Genomic DNA, 14,498 nt, shown 5'->3' with positions numbered 1-14,498 from the left:
CGGAACAGGGTGTTCGGTGAGCCCGAGCCGATTCGCGTCGTAGCGCGAGGAAGACGCGGGCGCAGTCCGACGCCCGCGCGCCGATCGACCCGCCTCACGCACGCCCGCCTCACGCACGCCCGCCTCACGCACGCCCGCCTCACGCACGCCCGCCTCACGCACGCCCGCCTCACGCACGCCGACACGCTGCACGTGTGCGGCGGTCGGCTCGGCAGTGGGGCCGTTCCGGGCGTTTTCGCAGGCTACGGCCATCACGCCGGCCCCTGGGCGATCGCTGCTGTCCAGCCATAACGCGATACCCGTGTGGGTCCCGGTGTGCGTCTCGATCAACCGGCGTAGCAACTGTCGCCCGGACGCGGGATCCGCTTCCCACCGCGACCCCACCGCGAGCTCGAGCAGTTGTCGTAGTTCACCGGCGTATTCGGGGCCGACCGGCCGCGGTGCGGGCCGGCATGCCCAGGCCGTTTCCAGCAACCGGTCCAGTTCGGCGGCCCGTGCGGGGTCGGTGAGATGGTCTTTCAAAGCCTGGGTGGTGCGGCCGGCGGCGAAGCCGTGGACCTCACGCAGCACGGCCTCCGCGCGCAGCCGGTCGGGTTGCGGGTCGGGGTGGCCGCGGGTGGCGGCGAGTTCGAAACAGCGCTGGAAGTACAGGTCCTGGGCGTTGCCCTCGGTGATCCGCAGTTCCCGCCGGACCTGTTTGAGGAGCGTGAACCAGGCGGCGGTCGCCCGCAGCGTATCGGCCTGATCGTGGATCCGGGCCGCCAGCAGGGCCGCACCGTCGGCGGACAGGATCGCACCCGCACAACTCGGATACCGGACCGGCCGGATCACGAGCGGATCGAGGATCAGCTTCACGGTCCGGCGCAACGGCCCGCCCTGGGGCCCGCTCAACGCTTGCACACCCTCGAGACCGCGCCACACCTCATCGAGCACCATGGCCCGCGGTCGTCGCATGAGCCCAGGTTATCGGAGTTCAGAAGGGTTCGCGGCGGCGAAAGTTGGGATCGGTAGGCGGGCGCGGGTTCCTAACTTTTCTCTCGACGGCCGATCGAGCCGCGACACCGAGAGAACAGGACCCACCATGAACACCACGCTCTTCCGTATCGGCGCCGCCGTCCTCGCCGCCTCCACCATCGCCCTGACCTCCGCCTGCGGTGACGACGCCGCCGGCGGCCCGGCTCCGGCCGCCGACGCTGCGGCGACGGAAGCCGCTGCCCCGGCAGGCGAAGCCGGCGGGGATTCGAAGGCTGTGGTCGACGGCAAGGCGCTCACCGCCGATTTCGACACCACCTGCGCGAAGCAGGGCAATACGCTGGCGCTGGCGCTCACCGATACCGCCAACGAGCAGTACGGCCAGTTGAGCGTCAGCGCGAGCATCCTCGACGATACGACGGTGCAGGCGGTGGCGATCGCGGGTAGCCAGGGCGGGTCGAACGGGATGCCGTACGCCGTCGGCTACGGCAACGGTCAGCCCGGCGGTTCGGCGCAGGTCGCCAAGGACGGCGACACCTACACCGTCACCGGCGAGGGGATCGGCGCCCCCGATATGAGCAACCCGATGGCCGGCCCCGCCACGGCGAAATTCGAAATCACCTTCGCCTGCTCCGATATCGTCGGCTGACGTGGTCCGGCCCCCGGCAACCCCGCCGCCCCGCCCCAGGGGGCGACGGGGTTGTCGGCATCCGGACCGGATCCGCACAGGAGGCCGGCCTCCGGGACCCCGTGAAACCGCGCACGGTTCCGGATAGGTTCACCGATGGCCTCGGCGGCCTCGGATATCGGCCGTCCTGTGCTGTCCGGCGCCCCGCTCGGATATTCCGGCACATCACTGATACGTGCGGGTCCGGGCTCGGTAGGCGGTGTCCAGCCGGCTGCGTAGTTGGTTCAGGATTTCGTCCGGTGGGCCCGGGGTGACGGTGAAAGCGTCGGCGCTGTGGTTGTGCAGCAGGTAGCGGCCGTCGTCCGGGTAGTCGAGCCAGAGGAAAGCGTAACCGTCGTCGGTCGGGCGGGTGTCGACGGTGTATCCGGGGTAGACAGTGATCTCGCCGGTGCCGGTGCGGGGGCGACGGAAGAAACGCTGCATGTCCTCCACGGGTGAGAGCTGTGTCGGGTGGCGGGAATACACGGGTGCGTTCAGGTCGGCGCGGCGGGCGCGGAGGGGCTGGTGGCTTCCGGTCGTGGCCCGCGGCAGGCCCGCCACGATACGGGGAGCCAGCTCGTTGCTGCGGAGTTGGACGACGACGATGTCACCGCCGGATTTGGGTTCGGGCCCGGGTAACTGGGTGGCCAGGACGGCGGTACGGCCGACCACACCGGCGTGCATCCGCACTGTGGTGTTGTTCTGCCGTGGGCCGTGCACGCCGTAGACCTCCACCCGGATCTCGGGTTCGATGAGCACGGTGAGCGCCCGGTAGAGCCGCTCGTCGAACATCGGCTGCAACCGGCGTGCGCACTGCTGCCGGTACCGCTGGAAATCGTCGTCGTGCTCCATCCGGGGCGGCAGGTATTCCAGCGGATACGGCAGCCGGTCGCGCCCCATCGCCTCGAGGGCCAGCGTGAACTCGTAACCGCCGAGCTGCCAGCGCGATTCGCTCATGGCGCACCCACCGCATACGAGGGCCTACATCGCGTTCCCGCCCTCGTCCCCGAATCGCTCATGCGCCGATGACCCCACCCGGTGGCAGCACCCGAGGCTGATCGCCGAGCAGTTCGGTGGAGCGGTCCTGGACGAGATAGTCCGGGGTTTTGTGTTCGTCTTCGTCCTCCCCGCGCCCCCGTTGCCCACCGGCGCCCATCATGCCCGGCATCCCGGACATGCCGCGGGTCGCGGCCGGGCTGCCGGCCCGCGCGGCAGGCCCGCCCGCCTGATTCGGGTTGCCGGGCGATCCGCTGACCGTGCGCCCCGGAACACCCGGAGATTGCGGCCCGCCCGGACCGGCGACCACCGGGGCACCGGAAGTGGTGCTCGGTGCCCCCGGTGTGGTGGTGCTCGGCCGCCCCGCCGGTTCTCCGGGCGGCACGGTATTCGCCGGGGTTGTGGCAGTCGACGGGGTGGTTGCCGCCGGAGTTTCGGTACCGGCCGGGTCGGTCGCCGGGGCCTGCGGTGTCTCCTGGCCGGGAGCGGCCGTGTCCTGCGGGTTCGTACCACTCGGATTCGTTCCGGCCGGGTCGGTGCCGGGCGGGTTCGTACCGGCGGGGTTCTGCGTGCCCCCGGGCCCCACCGGCGGCTGCGTTCCGGGATCCCCGCCCACCGGACTCTTCGTCACGGGCAGCACGGGGGTTTTCGAATCGACGGCCGTGACCCCGGGCTGATAGAACTCGATCATCAAATCCTGCGCCTGCGCCTGCGCTTCGTTGGCGCGATGCTTGGCGGCCTTCACGATGCCGTTACCCGGAATATGGCCGACGAACTCGTCGAACCCCGACACCTCGACCGGCGGAATGATCGACATCTTCGTCTGCGCGAGATAGCCCTGCATGAGGTCGATACCGTTGGCGACCATTTCGAAGGTTCTGACCAATTTCTGAGCTTCCGCGGTGAACGCCCGGGTGCCGTCGATCGCGGCGGTCGCGGACTGGCCACCCCATTTCGCGGTGACGGCGGCGTCGACGTTCTTGCCGAAGGTCTCCAGTGAGGTGAACAGATCCTCGGTGAGCCGCCGCCAGCCGTCGGCACCGGCATTGACCCCGGCGGAATCGACGGCCGGATGCTCGGCGGTGCCGTTCAGCGCCTCCCAGATCTGCTGGTGGGTCCAGGTCTTGAAGGCTTCTCTGGTTGCGGTCGCCGGAGCGTACTCGCCGTCGAAATCTCGACTGACTCGCGCCAGTTCGTTGTTGATATGAGTGCGATCACCGCTCCACTCCTGTTCCGCGGTGCCGGCGGCATCGGAGGCGCGATTCCGGTTATCGTCGGATTCGTCGTAGTTGCCGGTGACTTCATCAACTGCGGAGTCGGCGGTAGCGACAGCGGCCACGAGAACGGCGGCGACGAGCAACGGTGCCGGCATCAGCGGAGTCCTTCCCCGGCGGCGGCGGTCTGGGAGGAGTTCTGCTGATCGGTTTCGTTGAGTTCGCCGATCATGGCGGCGTAGGTATCGCTCATCGTTTCGACGATCGCGATCAGACCCTCCAGCCGGGCAACTGCCGAATCGCCGTTCTCTCCACCGGCTGCCTTGAGCTCGAACTTCTTTCGCATATCCAGCGCGGAGGGCAACCCCCCGTAGCCTGATAGACGCCCCAGGCTCGTCGCATCATCAAGATACCGCCGTAAGTCGGTCAGGAGGGTCTCACATTCGCGGCGCAGGTCCGAACCGAGGTCGTATTCGATACTCACCGTGCCTTCGATTGCCTGCTGTTTCAGGTTCTGCCACTGGGCCAGTTGGTCACTCATGTGTCGGGTCTTCCTGGGCTGCTGGGTGGCTATTTCGGGAGATGCGGTTCGAAGGCCGCTGCGTACTCGCCGGAGACCTCGCAGATATCCCGGGTCCAGTCGTCCGCGTCGAACCAGGACGCTTTGATCTCGAACATTCCCTGTTCAGCTTCGAAGGAGGTGTAACAAGCTTTGCCGGGGGTCTCGGCCCGGTCCTTGGACTGCAGTGCGGCCCGGGCGCCGACCGTGGTTTCGACCTTTTCGATCAGGTTGTCGTTGGCTCGCGCATCGTCGAGAGTGTGCGACGTCGACATGACGGTGACCCGAACCAGTGCATCAGGTTGCTCCCAGGCGCAAACACGCCAACTGGTGGCACCTTCAGGTGCATCGGTCACCACCCGTTCGGTGGACGCATCCAACCCGATTTCGGCCAAAAGCTGGTCCGACAACTCAGTGCAGGGATTGAAGACCTCGACGACCTCGGTGGTCGTCGGCACGGCGGTCTCGGTGGCGGTTCCCGCTGTGCTCGAAGTGCACCCGGTTGCCGATGCCGCCGCGGCCACTGCGACAAGCGTGGCCCGGATGAGGACTGCGGTTCGCATGGATCTCCCCTGTGTCGGTGCGGCGGATTACCCCGTCATCACTATAGGACGCACCTCATCGCCCCGCGGTTCCACCGGATTCGGACACAACGTCCAATGAGATGAGCAACTGACAACGCCCCCTGAACCAGGCCGTTGGATGACCTACGTACACCGACCTTCGGGATCGAGCCTCCCCCTGGTGGCCCCCTCAGAAGAGCTGGGTATCGGGGCCCGCTCCCCCGACCGTGGTCCCGACCACCATCGGCAGCCGGGACCCCAGACCCACTAACGATCGAACGCGCCCTTCCGGGCGGCGTTCAAGAACACCTGCCACTCGGATCGGGGAAATACGAGCACAGGCCCAGTCGGGCTCTTGCTGTCCCGGACTCCGACCGACTCAGAACCGAGTCCCGCGACTTCGACACAGTCCCGAGAGGGACCGCTGTGACGGCTCTTGAACCAACGCGCATTGCTCGGGTCGGTTTTCACGTCTCGAACTCCTTCGCAACCTTCGCGATCAACGCTCTGGTTTCCTGCTCGCTCAACGCTACACGCTCGATCTCTTCGGCGGCGGCCCTGTACTGCATGACCTCCTCGCGTCGTTCGAGGTAGAGACTGCCGGTGAAACCTTCCACATAGACCACAGGCGGCTCCGTCAACCGAACGTTCGGCATAACTTCGAACTCGAGGAACACGAAGGACCGCACCAGAAGACCCACCAGGCTCCGTGCCCGGAAAGGTACGACCCGGATACTCACGTTCGCCGTTTCGCCCAGCGCCAGGAGGTGTCTCAGTTGGCGCGGCATAACTGCCGAGCCGCCGACTCCATGCCGCAATACCGACTCGGACAGGAGTGCATTCAACTGGAACTTGCTGTTGTGCAGGTTCTTCAGTCGCTGCTCGGACACAGCTATGCGACGCTCGACGTCATCGGGAGCAAGTTGCGGGCTTTCGGTCCAGATCATCTCGCGCCGGTACTCCGGGATCTGCATGAGTCCCGGGAGCAGGGTCTCCTGCCATGTGGTCACCCGCGTGGCGGCTTCTTCCAGGCTCAGATAATGGTTGAAATCAGCAGGGATCTGGTCGGCGTAAGCCCGCCACCAACCACCTCCGCTCTGCTTCGCTGTCCGTGAATCCTGTAGCAGGTCCAGGAGGAACCGACGTTCCTCGTTCGAGGCCCCGTACCGGTCGCACAGTCCGTTGATCTGCAGTGTTGTGGGCCGGGAGGCGTGGCCGTCTTCCAGGCGTCCGATCGTCTGCGGACTCACCTCTATCGCGCGGGCCGCGGCGGCCTGGTTGGTGCCGCTGCGTTCGCGCAGCCGGCGCAGTTCGCGGCCGAGTGCTCGTTTCGGGAGTGTGGATCCACCCGCCATCTTATTGCCTTTCCTAATTATCGAATTCCGTTGTGGAACACTCCGGCCCGGAACACAATGCCGGAAGCGGCCCGGCACGGTTGCCGGGCTGATGGGGGCAGGAATCTCCACCGAGGCGGTTCCACATATCGCACTGTTCCGGTCTACTGATTTCGCGCCCGGCGCCGGAAATCTCCCGAAAGCCATTGGGTGACACCGGTTCCACTACCAGGAGCGTTGTGGAACCGGTGGTCCGACAGCGGCCGCTACTCCCCGTCGGACCCTGCGCCGGGCTGCATCCCATCGCCTCTTCAAGAAAGGCAGAGTCATGCCCACTGCAATCGTATACCTGAACAAAAGCCTTTGTGGCGCAATACAACAGCATCTCGAAGCCGAATGCCGCGATTTCGCCCGCGCGCACGGATTCACCATCGCGCGGGTCGTACTGGAATCGGGTGTGGATGTACTGCCGTGGACATTACGAAAATCGGAATTGCTCGGCGGCGACGCAATTGTGACACCGACCGTGGAACATATCGGCTTCCGCGCACCGGTGGTGCTCGAACGGTGCGGGCTGATGATCGTCCACCCGTACGGGTGGTATCGCCGCGGCGAGGTCGACCGGTGGATACCGGCGACACCGGAGGTCTACTGTTGACCGGCCACGAACCCTACGTCTGCCCGTCCGTACTCGGCGCACAGCCGACAGCCATCGGCTACCTGCGCACAGACCTGTGCGGGCACCGCGGGTTCGTCACTGCGCGCCTACGGTTGACCGCTATCGCCCACGGCTACCGACTACGGTGGCTGGTCGAACTCCCGGCGAACCCCAGACCGGACCATCTCACGACACTGCGCACCACGCTCGACCGGACCGGCGCCGAAGCGGTGATCATCGCGACGCCGGGCCACCTACCCGGCACACAACTGCGCGCCTTGTGCACGATGACACCGGTGATCGTGGACGACACCACGTTTCCCCGAACCCGAGGACCTTTCGCACGCCTGCGGGCGCTACTCGGCTCGAGGTGGTCGTACTGTCGCATCAATGGGTGGACGGGTCCCAGGGATTGACGATACGGACCCCGGTTCCCGCGAAGTCGGCGACATTACGGGTCGCCAGCGCCATACCGTGGACTGCAGCGGTGGCCGCAATCAGCGCATCGGCCTTGGGTTTGGGGTCGGGCACCTGTAGTTCGGCCTCACGTTGAGCAACCCGCTGATCCACGGGCAGGATGCGGCCGTTCCAGGCGGGCAGAAGGTCGTCGCGCAACCAGCTCCGCAGAACCGCGCCGGCAGCCGGATCCTTGCGTTCCTTGGACAGCACCCCGGCAGTCACCTCGCCCACGGTGATAACCGACAGGTAGGTGTCCACGGCATCGACCGAGCGCATCCATTCGTCGAACAACCGATCGCGACGATGGGGCCTCTTGCGGGCCTCGGAGACGACGTTGGTATCCAGCAGATACAGCACGCCTGATCAGTCCTCCAGATCCGGTACCGAGCCGGGGGAACGGTCGCGCGAGACGTCGAGTTCTACATCGTCGGCCTCGGCGGCCAGCAGGTCGTAGAGGGTGGTGGCCGGCACCGGATGACGCAGTCGCTCGTACTCCGCGGCGGACAGCACCACCGTGGTGGTGCGGCCGCGCTCGGTGACGAACACCGGCTCCCGCTCGCTCATCGACTTGATCTCGCTGGGGCGCTGGTTGAACTCAGTAGAAGACACAACCGACATGGCACTCACCACTTCTAACTAGATAGATAGTTACCACTATAGCGCTCACCGGCGCCGCATGTCATACCGGATCCAGGCAGGCCATACCCACACCTTCGGGTGCGGTGGTGCCGTTACAGCGCCGAGAGGACGGCGACGAATCGGTCGAGTTCGTCTCGGCTGACGAAGCAGTGCGGGGAGGCGCGGACCACCGAATCGAGCCCGCGGGCCGACATATCGAGCAGGGTCGAACTCGCATGACTGACCGTCACCGTGATGTCGGAGTCCCCGAGCCGGTCCCGCACATCGACCGATGCGACGCCGTCGACCGTGAACGACACGATGCCGCTGTGCTCGACACCCAGATCCCGCACCCGCACCCCCGGCAACTCGCCGAGCGCGCCCCGCAGATAGTCGGCGCGCTCGGCGATCGCGGTATAGACCTGATCGGGTCCGAGATCGAGAAGATAGCGTACGGCCGCGCCGAGCCCGAGGCGGGCCGCCACATCGTGCTCCCAGAATTCGAAACGGGAGGCGTCGGACGCCATCCGGTATTCGTCCGGGGCGGTCCACGCGGCGCTGTGCAGGTCGAGCCGGCCGGGTTCCAGCGAAGCCGCCAATTCCGGCCGCAGATAGAGGAATCCGGTGCCGCGGGGACCGCGCAGCCATTTCCGGCCGGTGGCCGAGAGCGCGTCCACGCCCAGGTCGACGACGTCGAGCGGGAGCTGTCCGGCGGATTGACAGGCGTCGAGCACGACGAATGCGCCACCGGCGCGCGCGATCCGCGCGGCGGCGGACACCGGATTCACCAGACCGCCGTTGGTAGGGACGTGCAGCAGCGAAACCAGCCGCACCCGTTCGTCCATCATCGCGTCGAGCGCTTCGATATCGATGCGGCCCTCCGCGTCGTCCGGGATCCGTTCCACTCGGGCGCCGGTGGCGTGTGCCCGCTGCAACGCGGCGATGGCGTTGCTGGCGTAGTCGGCGCCGGAGATGAGGATACGGTCGCCGGGTCGCAAGGGGACGGCGTAGAAGAAATCGGTCCAGGCGCGGGTAGCGCTGTCGCTGAGGGCGATGGTGCCGGGAGTCGCGTTGATCAGTTCCGCGATCGCCGTCTTCACCCCCGCCAGATCGTCGAGCCGTTCGTTGGCGGCCCGGTAGCCGCCGATCTCCGCTTCCCGGCGCAGATGATCGATCACGGTTTCGGTGACCACCCGCGGCGGGAGCGAGGATCCCGCACTGTCCAGGAAAACGGCGCCGTTTCCGACGCCGGGCGTATCGGCACGTACTCGCTGCTCATCGACCATACGCCCGACACTAGTGCCGATCCCGTGACGAGTTCGCGCTCAAAATGTGTCTGTGCCCGTCGCTACGCTGGATTCCACGCACCAACCGGCCGGCCGCGTAGCCCGGCCGGCTTCCGACGACCGAATACGAAACACGGATAGCACCGGCGACCGATACGCGCGAGACGCAGCACGGCAAACCGCAGGGAGGTTGGTATGGCGGTCACCCTCGAACATCCGGAATCGGCCAGCGACTCATCCCCACACCCGGCCCTCAGCAGCCGCGCGGCGGCCGAAGCGTTCCTCGGCGGTGTCTGTTTCAAACTCGGTCCGCCGATGCTCATCGGCGCAGAACTCGAATGGTTCACCGTCCACCGCCCCGGTACCGCCGCCGGTCGCGGTTCGTTCGCCGGGCGCCGCCCCACCGCCGCTCTTCTCGCGCAGGCCCTCGGCCCGCACGCACCCCACTCCATCGCTCCCGATTCCCCGGCCGAGCCGCTGTCCGGCGGCAGCCGGGTCACCGTCGAACCCGGCGGGCAGATCGAACTCTCCAGCGTCCCCGTTCCCGACCCGGCCGAGCTGTGCGCCCGCCTCGGCACCGATTACCGGCGCCTGCGCGAACTCCTCGATTCCCGGTCGATCCGGATGGTCTCCGCCGCGGCCGATCCGGCCCGCGCACCCCGCTGCCAGTTACGGCTACCGCGCTATCAGGCCATGGAGGACTATTTCGGCCGGATCGGCCCGTTCGGCCGGCTGATGATGAGCAATACGGCGGCCGCGCAGATCAGCGTGGATATCGGCGCCGACCGGACCGAACTCACCGCCCGCTGGACTGCGCTGCACGCCCTGGGCCCCGCGCTGATAGCCGCCTTCGCCTGCTCACCCGTTCTGCGCGGCGCCCCTTCCGGAGAATGGGCTTCGCAACGCATGCGCACCTGGTTGCATCTGGATCCGGCCCGTGCCTGCCCCCCGGTCGCCGACTGGTCCGACCCGATCACCGGCTACGCCCGCTGGGCACTCGACGCGCCGCTGCTGTGCGTGCGCCGCTGTGATGCGGGTCCTGCCCGGCCGGGGGTCGCCTGGCGGGCACCCGAGGGCGCCACGTTCGCCGATTGGCTCTCGGGCGGCCTGGACGACGAGCTCGGCCGCCGACCGAACCTCGACGATCTCCGCTACCACCTCACCACCCTGTTCCCCCCGGTCCGCCCGGCCGGATACTTCGAAATCCGCTACCTCGACGCCCAGCCCGGTGAAGACTGGAAAGTACCGATTGCGGTACTGCACGCCCTGCTGTCCACCCCGGCCGCCGTCGCCGACGCCACCGCCGCCGCGGCGGGCACCACGGACCGCTGGCTGGACGCCGCCCGCCACGGCCTCGCCGATCCGCAACTACGCGCCGCCGCGGTCGCGCTGCTGGAAGTCGCGATCGCGCACAGCGGGGCACCCGCGCCGGAACTGCACGCGGCCCTGCACCGTTGCGCGGCCGGCGCACAGCCGGCGGGGATCTCATGAACCGCCGCCGGCGGTTCCGTGCAGGCTCACCGCCACGGCATCCGAAAGCGTACAGCTGCTCGCCACACCGGCTCCGCACTGCCGCCGTCACCCAGCCGAGCACCGAAGCAGCGAACAATGTGGGCCGTATGCTGCGCGCGGCCCACAGCGATTCAGCAGTTCTGCAACCGGGAGCCGGTGTGGCGGGGCACCCGGCGGCCACGGTGATCAGGGTTGCTCGGCGCATCGATTCGGTCGGCTGCCGCCGGCCGGCCGGGCCCGCCCGATCCGGCGACGGCCCGGCTGACCACACCCACATCGACAGTGTGGGGGTCAGGGGTTCGATTCCCCTTACCCCGACCCTCGACCCCCGGCGGGGTTCCGCCCGACTGTTGTGGCCGCTACTGCCCAGGTGCGGCGCATTCGTACACCCGGGGACACCTGTTCCCTGCTGTGGAGCGGAGTGATCACGTGACCATCCAGCACTACGCCGAACGATCCGATACCGAGCGGCTGCGCGAACATATCGCGTCGGCCCTGCTGCGGGCCCGGCAACGGACCGCCGCGCTCACCGATTGTGTGGACGAGGCCGAACTCACTGCCCAGCATTCCCGGTTGATGAGCCCACTGGTGTGGGATCTGGCCCATATCGGCAATCAGGAGGAGCTGTGGCTGGTCCGCGATGTCGGCGGCCGCGACCCGGTACGCGCCGATATCGACGAACTGTACGACGCGTTCAAACACGCCCGGCGGAACCGTCCGCAACTACCGCTGCTGAATCCCGGCGAGGCCCGCGGGTATGTGGGCACCGTGCGGGAAAAGGTGTGGGATGTGCTCGAACGCAGCCCACTACAGGGCGGCGAACTGGTCGACGGCGGTTTCGCCTTCGGCATGATCGCCCAGCACGAACAGCAGCACGACGAAACCATGCTGGCCACCCATCAGCTACGCGCCGGACCCCCGGTGCTGTCCGCCCCCGCACCACCGGCCGCCGGCAGTGCGGTACGCGGAGAGGTCGTTGTACCGGCGGGCGAGTTCGTCATGGGCACCTCCACCGCCCCGTGGGCCCTGGACAACGAACGCCCGGCTCATCCCGTGCACATCCCGGCATTCGCGATCGATGCCGCGCCGATCAGCAACGGGCAGTACCTGGAATTCGTCGCCGACGGCGGATACGACCGGCGTGAACTGTGGTCCGAACGCGGCTGGGCGCATCGGCAGGAGGCCGGGCTCACCGCACCCCAGTTCTGGGAGCGGGACACCGCGGGCCAGTGGTGGCGGCGCGTATTCGGAGTGCGCCGCCCGCTACGGCCGCAACAGCCCGTGGTGCACGTGTGCTGGTTCGAAGCGCAGGCGTACGCCACCTGGGCGGGTAAACGCCTGCCCACCGAAGCGGAATGGGAGAAAGCGGCCCGCTACGACCCGGCCACCGGCCGCACCCGCGCCTACCCGTGGGGTGACACCGACCCCGGCCCCGCCACCGCCAACCTGGGCCAGCGGCATCTGGAACCGGCCGATATCGGCGCCTATCCGGCGGGCGCTTCGCCGGCGGGTGTGCATCAGCTCATCGGCGATGTCTGGGAATGGACCTCCTCCGGATTCCACCCGTATCCCGGATTCCGGGCCTTCCCCTACCGCGAATACTCGGAGGTGTTCTTCGGCGGTGACTACCGGGTGCTGCGGGGTGGGTCGTTCGGCACCGACCCCGTCGCCTGCCGCGGCACCTTCCGCAATTGGGATCATCCGATCCGCCGGCAGATCTTCTCCGGGTTCCGGCTGGCCCGCACCCTCGACCCGCGGGAGGCATGATGTGCCGTCATCTGGGCTATGTGGGTCCACCGGCGTCGGTGGGGGAACTGTTGTTGCGCGGGCCGCATTCGTTGCGCACCCAGTCGTGGGCGCCGCGGGAAATGCGCGGCGGCGGCACCATCAACGCCGACGGGTTCGGCGTCGCCTGGTGGGGCCCGGACCCGGCGTCGGTGACCCGCTACCGCAATCCCGACCCGATCTGGACCGACCCCGCGGTGGAAGAAGTACTGCCGCAGCTCACCTCCCACGCGGTCCTCGGCAGTGTCCGCTCGGCCACCGTCGGTATGCCGGTGCAGCGTTCGGCGTGCGCGCCGTTCCTGTGGAATCGATGGGCGTTCAGCCACAACGGAGTTGTTCCGCAGTGGCGGACGGTACTCACCGCCGTCCTGTCCGATCTCGATGTGACCGCCACCCGCGCGGGCATGACCCGCCGCTACGAAACGAGCCATCTCCTCGAAGCCGAAGCGCTCACCGATTCCGCCGCGTTGTGGATGCTGCTGCGCGGCCTGCTGGACCCCGATATCCCGGCGGGTCTCGCCGAGGATCCGGGCACCGCGCTGCGCCTGCTGGTGACGACGGTGCTGCACCACGCACCCGAGGCCCGGGTGAACCTGCTGATCTGCGACGGCCGCGGGCTCTGGGCGAGCACCTGCTACCACTCGTTGTCCGCGCTGGTCACCGAGGATTTCGCGATTTTGTCCTCGGAGCCGTACGACGACGATCCACGGTGGCAGTCGCTACCGGACCGGGTGGTCGTCCATGCCGGACCCGGCCGGCTGGATATCGAATCGCTGGAACCTGCCGAATCCACCACAGGAGGTCGAGATGTGTAACAACACTGCGCCCGCGGCGTACCCGGTTTCGGTACCCCCCGAACGGCGGGGCGTCGCGGCAGGAGACGGCCGGTGAACGAGCCCACGGTAGAGGTACACCTCACCGACGCCGACCTCACCGCGTCGCTACACGCCGATGCCCGCCGCGGCCTCACCGACAGCCCGAAATGGCTGCCGCCCAAATGGTTCTACGATGCCCGCGGCAGTGAACTGTTCGAGCAGATCACCGCACTGCCCGAGTACTACCCCACCCGCACCGAACGGGCCCTGCTGGAGAACGTCGCGGGCGCGATCGCCCGGACGGCGCAGGCGGAGGTGCTGGTGGAGCTGGGGTCGGGATCGGCCAGTAAGACACGGCTGCTGCTCACCGCCCTGACCGCCGAAGGCCCATTGAAAACCTATGTGCCCCAGGATGTGTCGGAGTCCGCCCTGCGGGCTTCCGCCGCCGAGGTCGCCGTGGAGTTCCCCGGTCTGGCCGTGCACGGGGTGGTCAGCGATTTCACCGACACCCTGGCGACCCTGCCACGCGGCGGCCGACGAATGATCGCTTTCCTCGGCGGCACACTCGGCAATATGGTGCCGGCGGAACGCGCCGAATTCCTGGGCGGTATCCACGATGTCCTCGAACCCGGCGAACAATTGCTGATCGGTGCGGGTTTGGTGGTGGATCCGTCGATCGTGATCCCCGCCTATGACGACGCCGCCGGTATCACCGCGGAATTCAACCGGAATGTGCTGCGCGTCCTCAACACCCGGCTGGGAGCGGATTTCGATCCCGAGGCGTTCGACCATATCGCGCATTGGGATACGGACAACGAATGGATAGAAATGCGCTTGGCGGCCACCGCGGATATGGATGTCACCGTCGCCGATCTGGGCCTGACCGTGCACTTCGCCCGCGGTGAACAGCTACGCACCGAGATCTCCGCGAAATTCCGCCTCACCGGCCTGGATACCGAACTCCGCGCCGCGGGTTTCGTATCCGAACACACCTGGACCGACCCCGGCGAACGTTTCGCCTTGGTCCTTGCCGCCCGCATCTGACCGCGCGTATCAGAAA

The 14,498-nt window shown here is 67.6% G+C and carries 18 protein-coding genes; 9 read left to right on the top strand and 9 right to left on the bottom strand.

Annotated features, from left to right (window positions below; genetic code table 11):
* Window positions 1-9: 9 nt before the first annotated feature.
* The 3 genes from IU448_RS29745 to IU448_RS16055 all read left to right on the top strand — a co-directional run bounded on the left by IU448_RS29745 (window position 10) and on the right by IU448_RS16055 (window position 1,621).
* Complete coding sequence (locus IU448_RS29745) at window positions 10-291, top strand: pentapeptide repeat-containing protein (RefSeq protein ID WP_195056451.1); 282 nt, start codon at window positions 10-12, stop codon at window positions 289-291.
* A gap of 219 nt (window positions 292-510) precedes the next feature.
* Window positions 511-1,011 (top strand): hypothetical protein, encoded by a 501-nt coding sequence (locus tag IU448_RS29740; protein ID WP_195056450.1) that lies wholly within the window; start codon window positions 511-513, stop codon window positions 1,009-1,011.
* A 70-nt stretch (window positions 1,012-1,081) separates the two neighbouring features.
* Window positions 1,082-1,621 (top strand): lipoprotein LpqH, encoded by a 540-nt coding sequence (locus tag IU448_RS16055; protein WP_195056449.1) that lies wholly within the window; start codon window positions 1,082-1,084, stop codon window positions 1,619-1,621.
* Window positions 1,622-1,825: 204 nt separating this feature from the next.
* On the opposite strand, the gene IU448_RS16050 is transcribed toward IU448_RS16055, so the two are convergent.
* The 6 genes from IU448_RS16050 to IU448_RS16025 form a co-directional block, all read right to left on the bottom strand.
* Complete coding sequence (locus IU448_RS16050; protein ID WP_195056448.1) at window positions 1,826-2,596, bottom strand: ESX secretion-associated protein EspG; 771 nt, start codon at window positions 2,594-2,596, stop codon at window positions 1,826-1,828.
* Between the two features lie 58 nt (window positions 2,597-2,654).
* Window positions 2,655-4,007: a hypothetical protein gene (locus IU448_RS16045; protein ID WP_195056447.1), complete on the bottom strand. Its 1,353-nt coding sequence runs from the start codon at window positions 4,005-4,007 to the stop codon at window positions 2,655-2,657.
* The gene (locus IU448_RS16040) at window positions 4,007-4,390 is read right to left on the bottom strand and encodes a hypothetical protein (RefSeq protein ID WP_195056446.1); all 384 of its coding nucleotides are present in this window, start codon (window positions 4,388-4,390) and stop codon (window positions 4,007-4,009) included. Before IU448_RS16040 ends, IU448_RS16045 begins: the two co-directional genes overlap by 1 nt.
* Window positions 4,391-4,419: 29 nt before the next feature.
* Complete coding sequence (locus IU448_RS16035; protein ID WP_195056445.1) at window positions 4,420-4,971, bottom strand: DUF3558 domain-containing protein; 552 nt, start codon at window positions 4,969-4,971, stop codon at window positions 4,420-4,422.
* A gap of 267 nt (window positions 4,972-5,238) precedes the next feature.
* Complete coding sequence (locus tag IU448_RS16030) at window positions 5,239-5,442, bottom strand: DUF397 domain-containing protein (RefSeq protein ID WP_195056444.1); 204 nt, start codon at window positions 5,440-5,442, stop codon at window positions 5,239-5,241.
* The gene (locus IU448_RS16025; RefSeq protein ID WP_195056443.1) at window positions 5,439-6,326 is read right to left on the bottom strand and encodes a helix-turn-helix domain-containing protein; all 888 of its coding nucleotides are present in this window, start codon (window positions 6,324-6,326) and stop codon (window positions 5,439-5,441) included. Before IU448_RS16025 ends, IU448_RS16030 begins: the two co-directional genes overlap by 4 nt.
* Window positions 6,327-6,633: 307 nt before the next feature.
* Here IU448_RS16025 and IU448_RS16020 point away from each other — a divergent pair, with 307 nt between their 5' ends.
* Together IU448_RS16020 and IU448_RS16015 are read left to right on the top strand one after the other, a co-directional pair.
* A complete protein-coding gene (locus IU448_RS16020; RefSeq protein WP_195056442.1) occupies window positions 6,634-6,963 on the top strand; it encodes a hypothetical protein in 330 nt (109 codons plus the stop codon).
* A complete protein-coding gene (locus IU448_RS16015) occupies window positions 6,960-7,379 on the top strand; it encodes a hypothetical protein (RefSeq protein ID WP_195056441.1) in 420 nt (139 codons plus the stop codon). Before IU448_RS16020 ends, IU448_RS16015 begins: the two co-directional genes overlap by 4 nt.
* On the opposite strand, the gene IU448_RS16010 is transcribed toward IU448_RS16015, so the two are convergent.
* The 3 genes from IU448_RS16010 to IU448_RS16000 form a co-directional block, all read right to left on the bottom strand.
* The gene (locus tag IU448_RS16010; protein WP_280458665.1) at window positions 7,351-7,779 is read right to left on the bottom strand and encodes a type II toxin-antitoxin system VapC family toxin; all 429 of its coding nucleotides are present in this window, start codon (window positions 7,777-7,779) and stop codon (window positions 7,351-7,353) included. The two genes, IU448_RS16015 and IU448_RS16010, sit on opposite strands and share 29 nt — an antisense overlap.
* 6 nt (window positions 7,780-7,785) lie before the next feature.
* Entirely contained in the window at window positions 7,786-8,031 is a 246-nt protein-coding gene (locus IU448_RS16005) for a type II toxin-antitoxin system prevent-host-death family antitoxin (RefSeq protein WP_195056440.1), read from the bottom strand.
* 122 nt (window positions 8,032-8,153) lie between these two features.
* Window positions 8,154-9,326 (bottom strand): aminotransferase class V-fold PLP-dependent enzyme, encoded by a 1,173-nt coding sequence (locus IU448_RS16000; protein WP_195056439.1) that lies wholly within the window; start codon window positions 9,324-9,326, stop codon window positions 8,154-8,156.
* 195 nt (window positions 9,327-9,521) lie between these two features.
* Between IU448_RS16000 and egtA the strand changes: the two genes are divergently transcribed.
* The 4 genes from egtA to egtD all read left to right on the top strand — a co-directional run bounded on the left by egtA (window position 9,522) and on the right by egtD (window position 14,482).
* Complete coding sequence (egtA, locus tag IU448_RS15995) at window positions 9,522-10,817, top strand: ergothioneine biosynthesis glutamate--cysteine ligase EgtA (RefSeq protein WP_195056438.1); 1,296 nt, start codon at window positions 9,522-9,524, stop codon at window positions 10,815-10,817.
* A gap of 456 nt (window positions 10,818-11,273) precedes the next feature.
* Complete coding sequence (gene egtB, locus IU448_RS15990) at window positions 11,274-12,605, top strand: ergothioneine biosynthesis protein EgtB (RefSeq protein WP_416383019.1); 1,332 nt, start codon at window positions 11,274-11,276, stop codon at window positions 12,603-12,605.
* Window positions 12,605-13,438, top strand: coding sequence for an ergothioneine biosynthesis protein EgtC (egtC, locus tag IU448_RS15985; RefSeq protein ID WP_195056882.1), 834 nt, complete (start codon window positions 12,605-12,607; stop codon window positions 13,436-13,438). The genes egtB and egtC overlap by 1 nt, the downstream gene beginning before the upstream one ends.
* A gap of 72 nt (window positions 13,439-13,510) precedes the next feature.
* Window positions 13,511-14,482 carry an L-histidine N(alpha)-methyltransferase gene (gene egtD, locus IU448_RS15980; RefSeq protein WP_195056436.1) on the top strand — a complete coding sequence of 324 codons (972 nt, stop codon included), beginning with the start codon at window positions 13,511-13,513 and terminating at the stop codon, window positions 14,480-14,482.
* Window positions 14,483-14,498: the final 16 nt, after the last annotated feature.

The sequence above is a fragment of the Nocardia flavorosea genome, from assembly GCF_015477805.1.
Classification (GTDB): Bacteria; Actinomycetota; Actinomycetes; order Mycobacteriales; family Mycobacteriaceae; genus Nocardia; species Nocardia flavorosea_A.
The sequence above is the reverse complement of the archived record's forward strand: the minus strand, read 5'-3'. Positions and strand labels throughout refer to the sequence as shown.

Excerpts from the sequence above, each read along its gene's own strand:
- IU448_RS16000 (WP_195056439.1), bottom strand. The coding sequence starts at position 9,326 with ATGGTCGATGAGCAGCGAGTACGTGCCGATACGCCCGGCGTCGGAAAC.
- IU448_RS16025 (WP_195056443.1), bottom strand. The coding sequence starts at position 6,326 with ATGGCGGGTGGATCCACACTCCCGAAACGAGCACTCGGCCGCGAACTG.
- IU448_RS16055 (WP_195056449.1), top strand. The coding sequence starts at position 1,082 with ATGAACACCACGCTCTTCCGTATCGGCGCCGCCGTCCTCGCCGCCTCC.
- IU448_RS16035 (WP_195056445.1), bottom strand. The coding sequence starts at position 4,971 with ATGCGAACCGCAGTCCTCATCCGGGCCACGCTTGTCGCAGTGGCCGCG.
- egtA (WP_195056438.1), top strand. The coding sequence starts at position 9,522 with ATGGCGGTCACCCTCGAACATCCGGAATCGGCCAGCGACTCATCCCCA.
- IU448_RS16040 (WP_195056446.1), bottom strand. The coding sequence starts at position 4,390 with ATGAGTGACCAACTGGCCCAGTGGCAGAACCTGAAACAGCAGGCAATC.
- egtC (WP_195056882.1), top strand. The coding sequence starts at position 12,605 with ATGTGCCGTCATCTGGGCTATGTGGGTCCACCGGCGTCGGTGGGGGAA.
- IU448_RS16050 (WP_195056448.1), bottom strand. The coding sequence starts at position 2,596 with ATGAGCGAATCGCGCTGGCAGCTCGGCGGTTACGAGTTCACGCTGGCC.
- IU448_RS16045 (WP_195056447.1), bottom strand. The coding sequence starts at position 4,007 with ATGCCGGCACCGTTGCTCGTCGCCGCCGTTCTCGTGGCCGCTGTCGCT.
- IU448_RS16020 (WP_195056442.1), top strand. The coding sequence starts at position 6,634 with ATGCCCACTGCAATCGTATACCTGAACAAAAGCCTTTGTGGCGCAATA.
- IU448_RS29740 (WP_195056450.1), top strand. The coding sequence starts at position 511 with ATGGTCTTTCAAAGCCTGGGTGGTGCGGCCGGCGGCGAAGCCGTGGAC.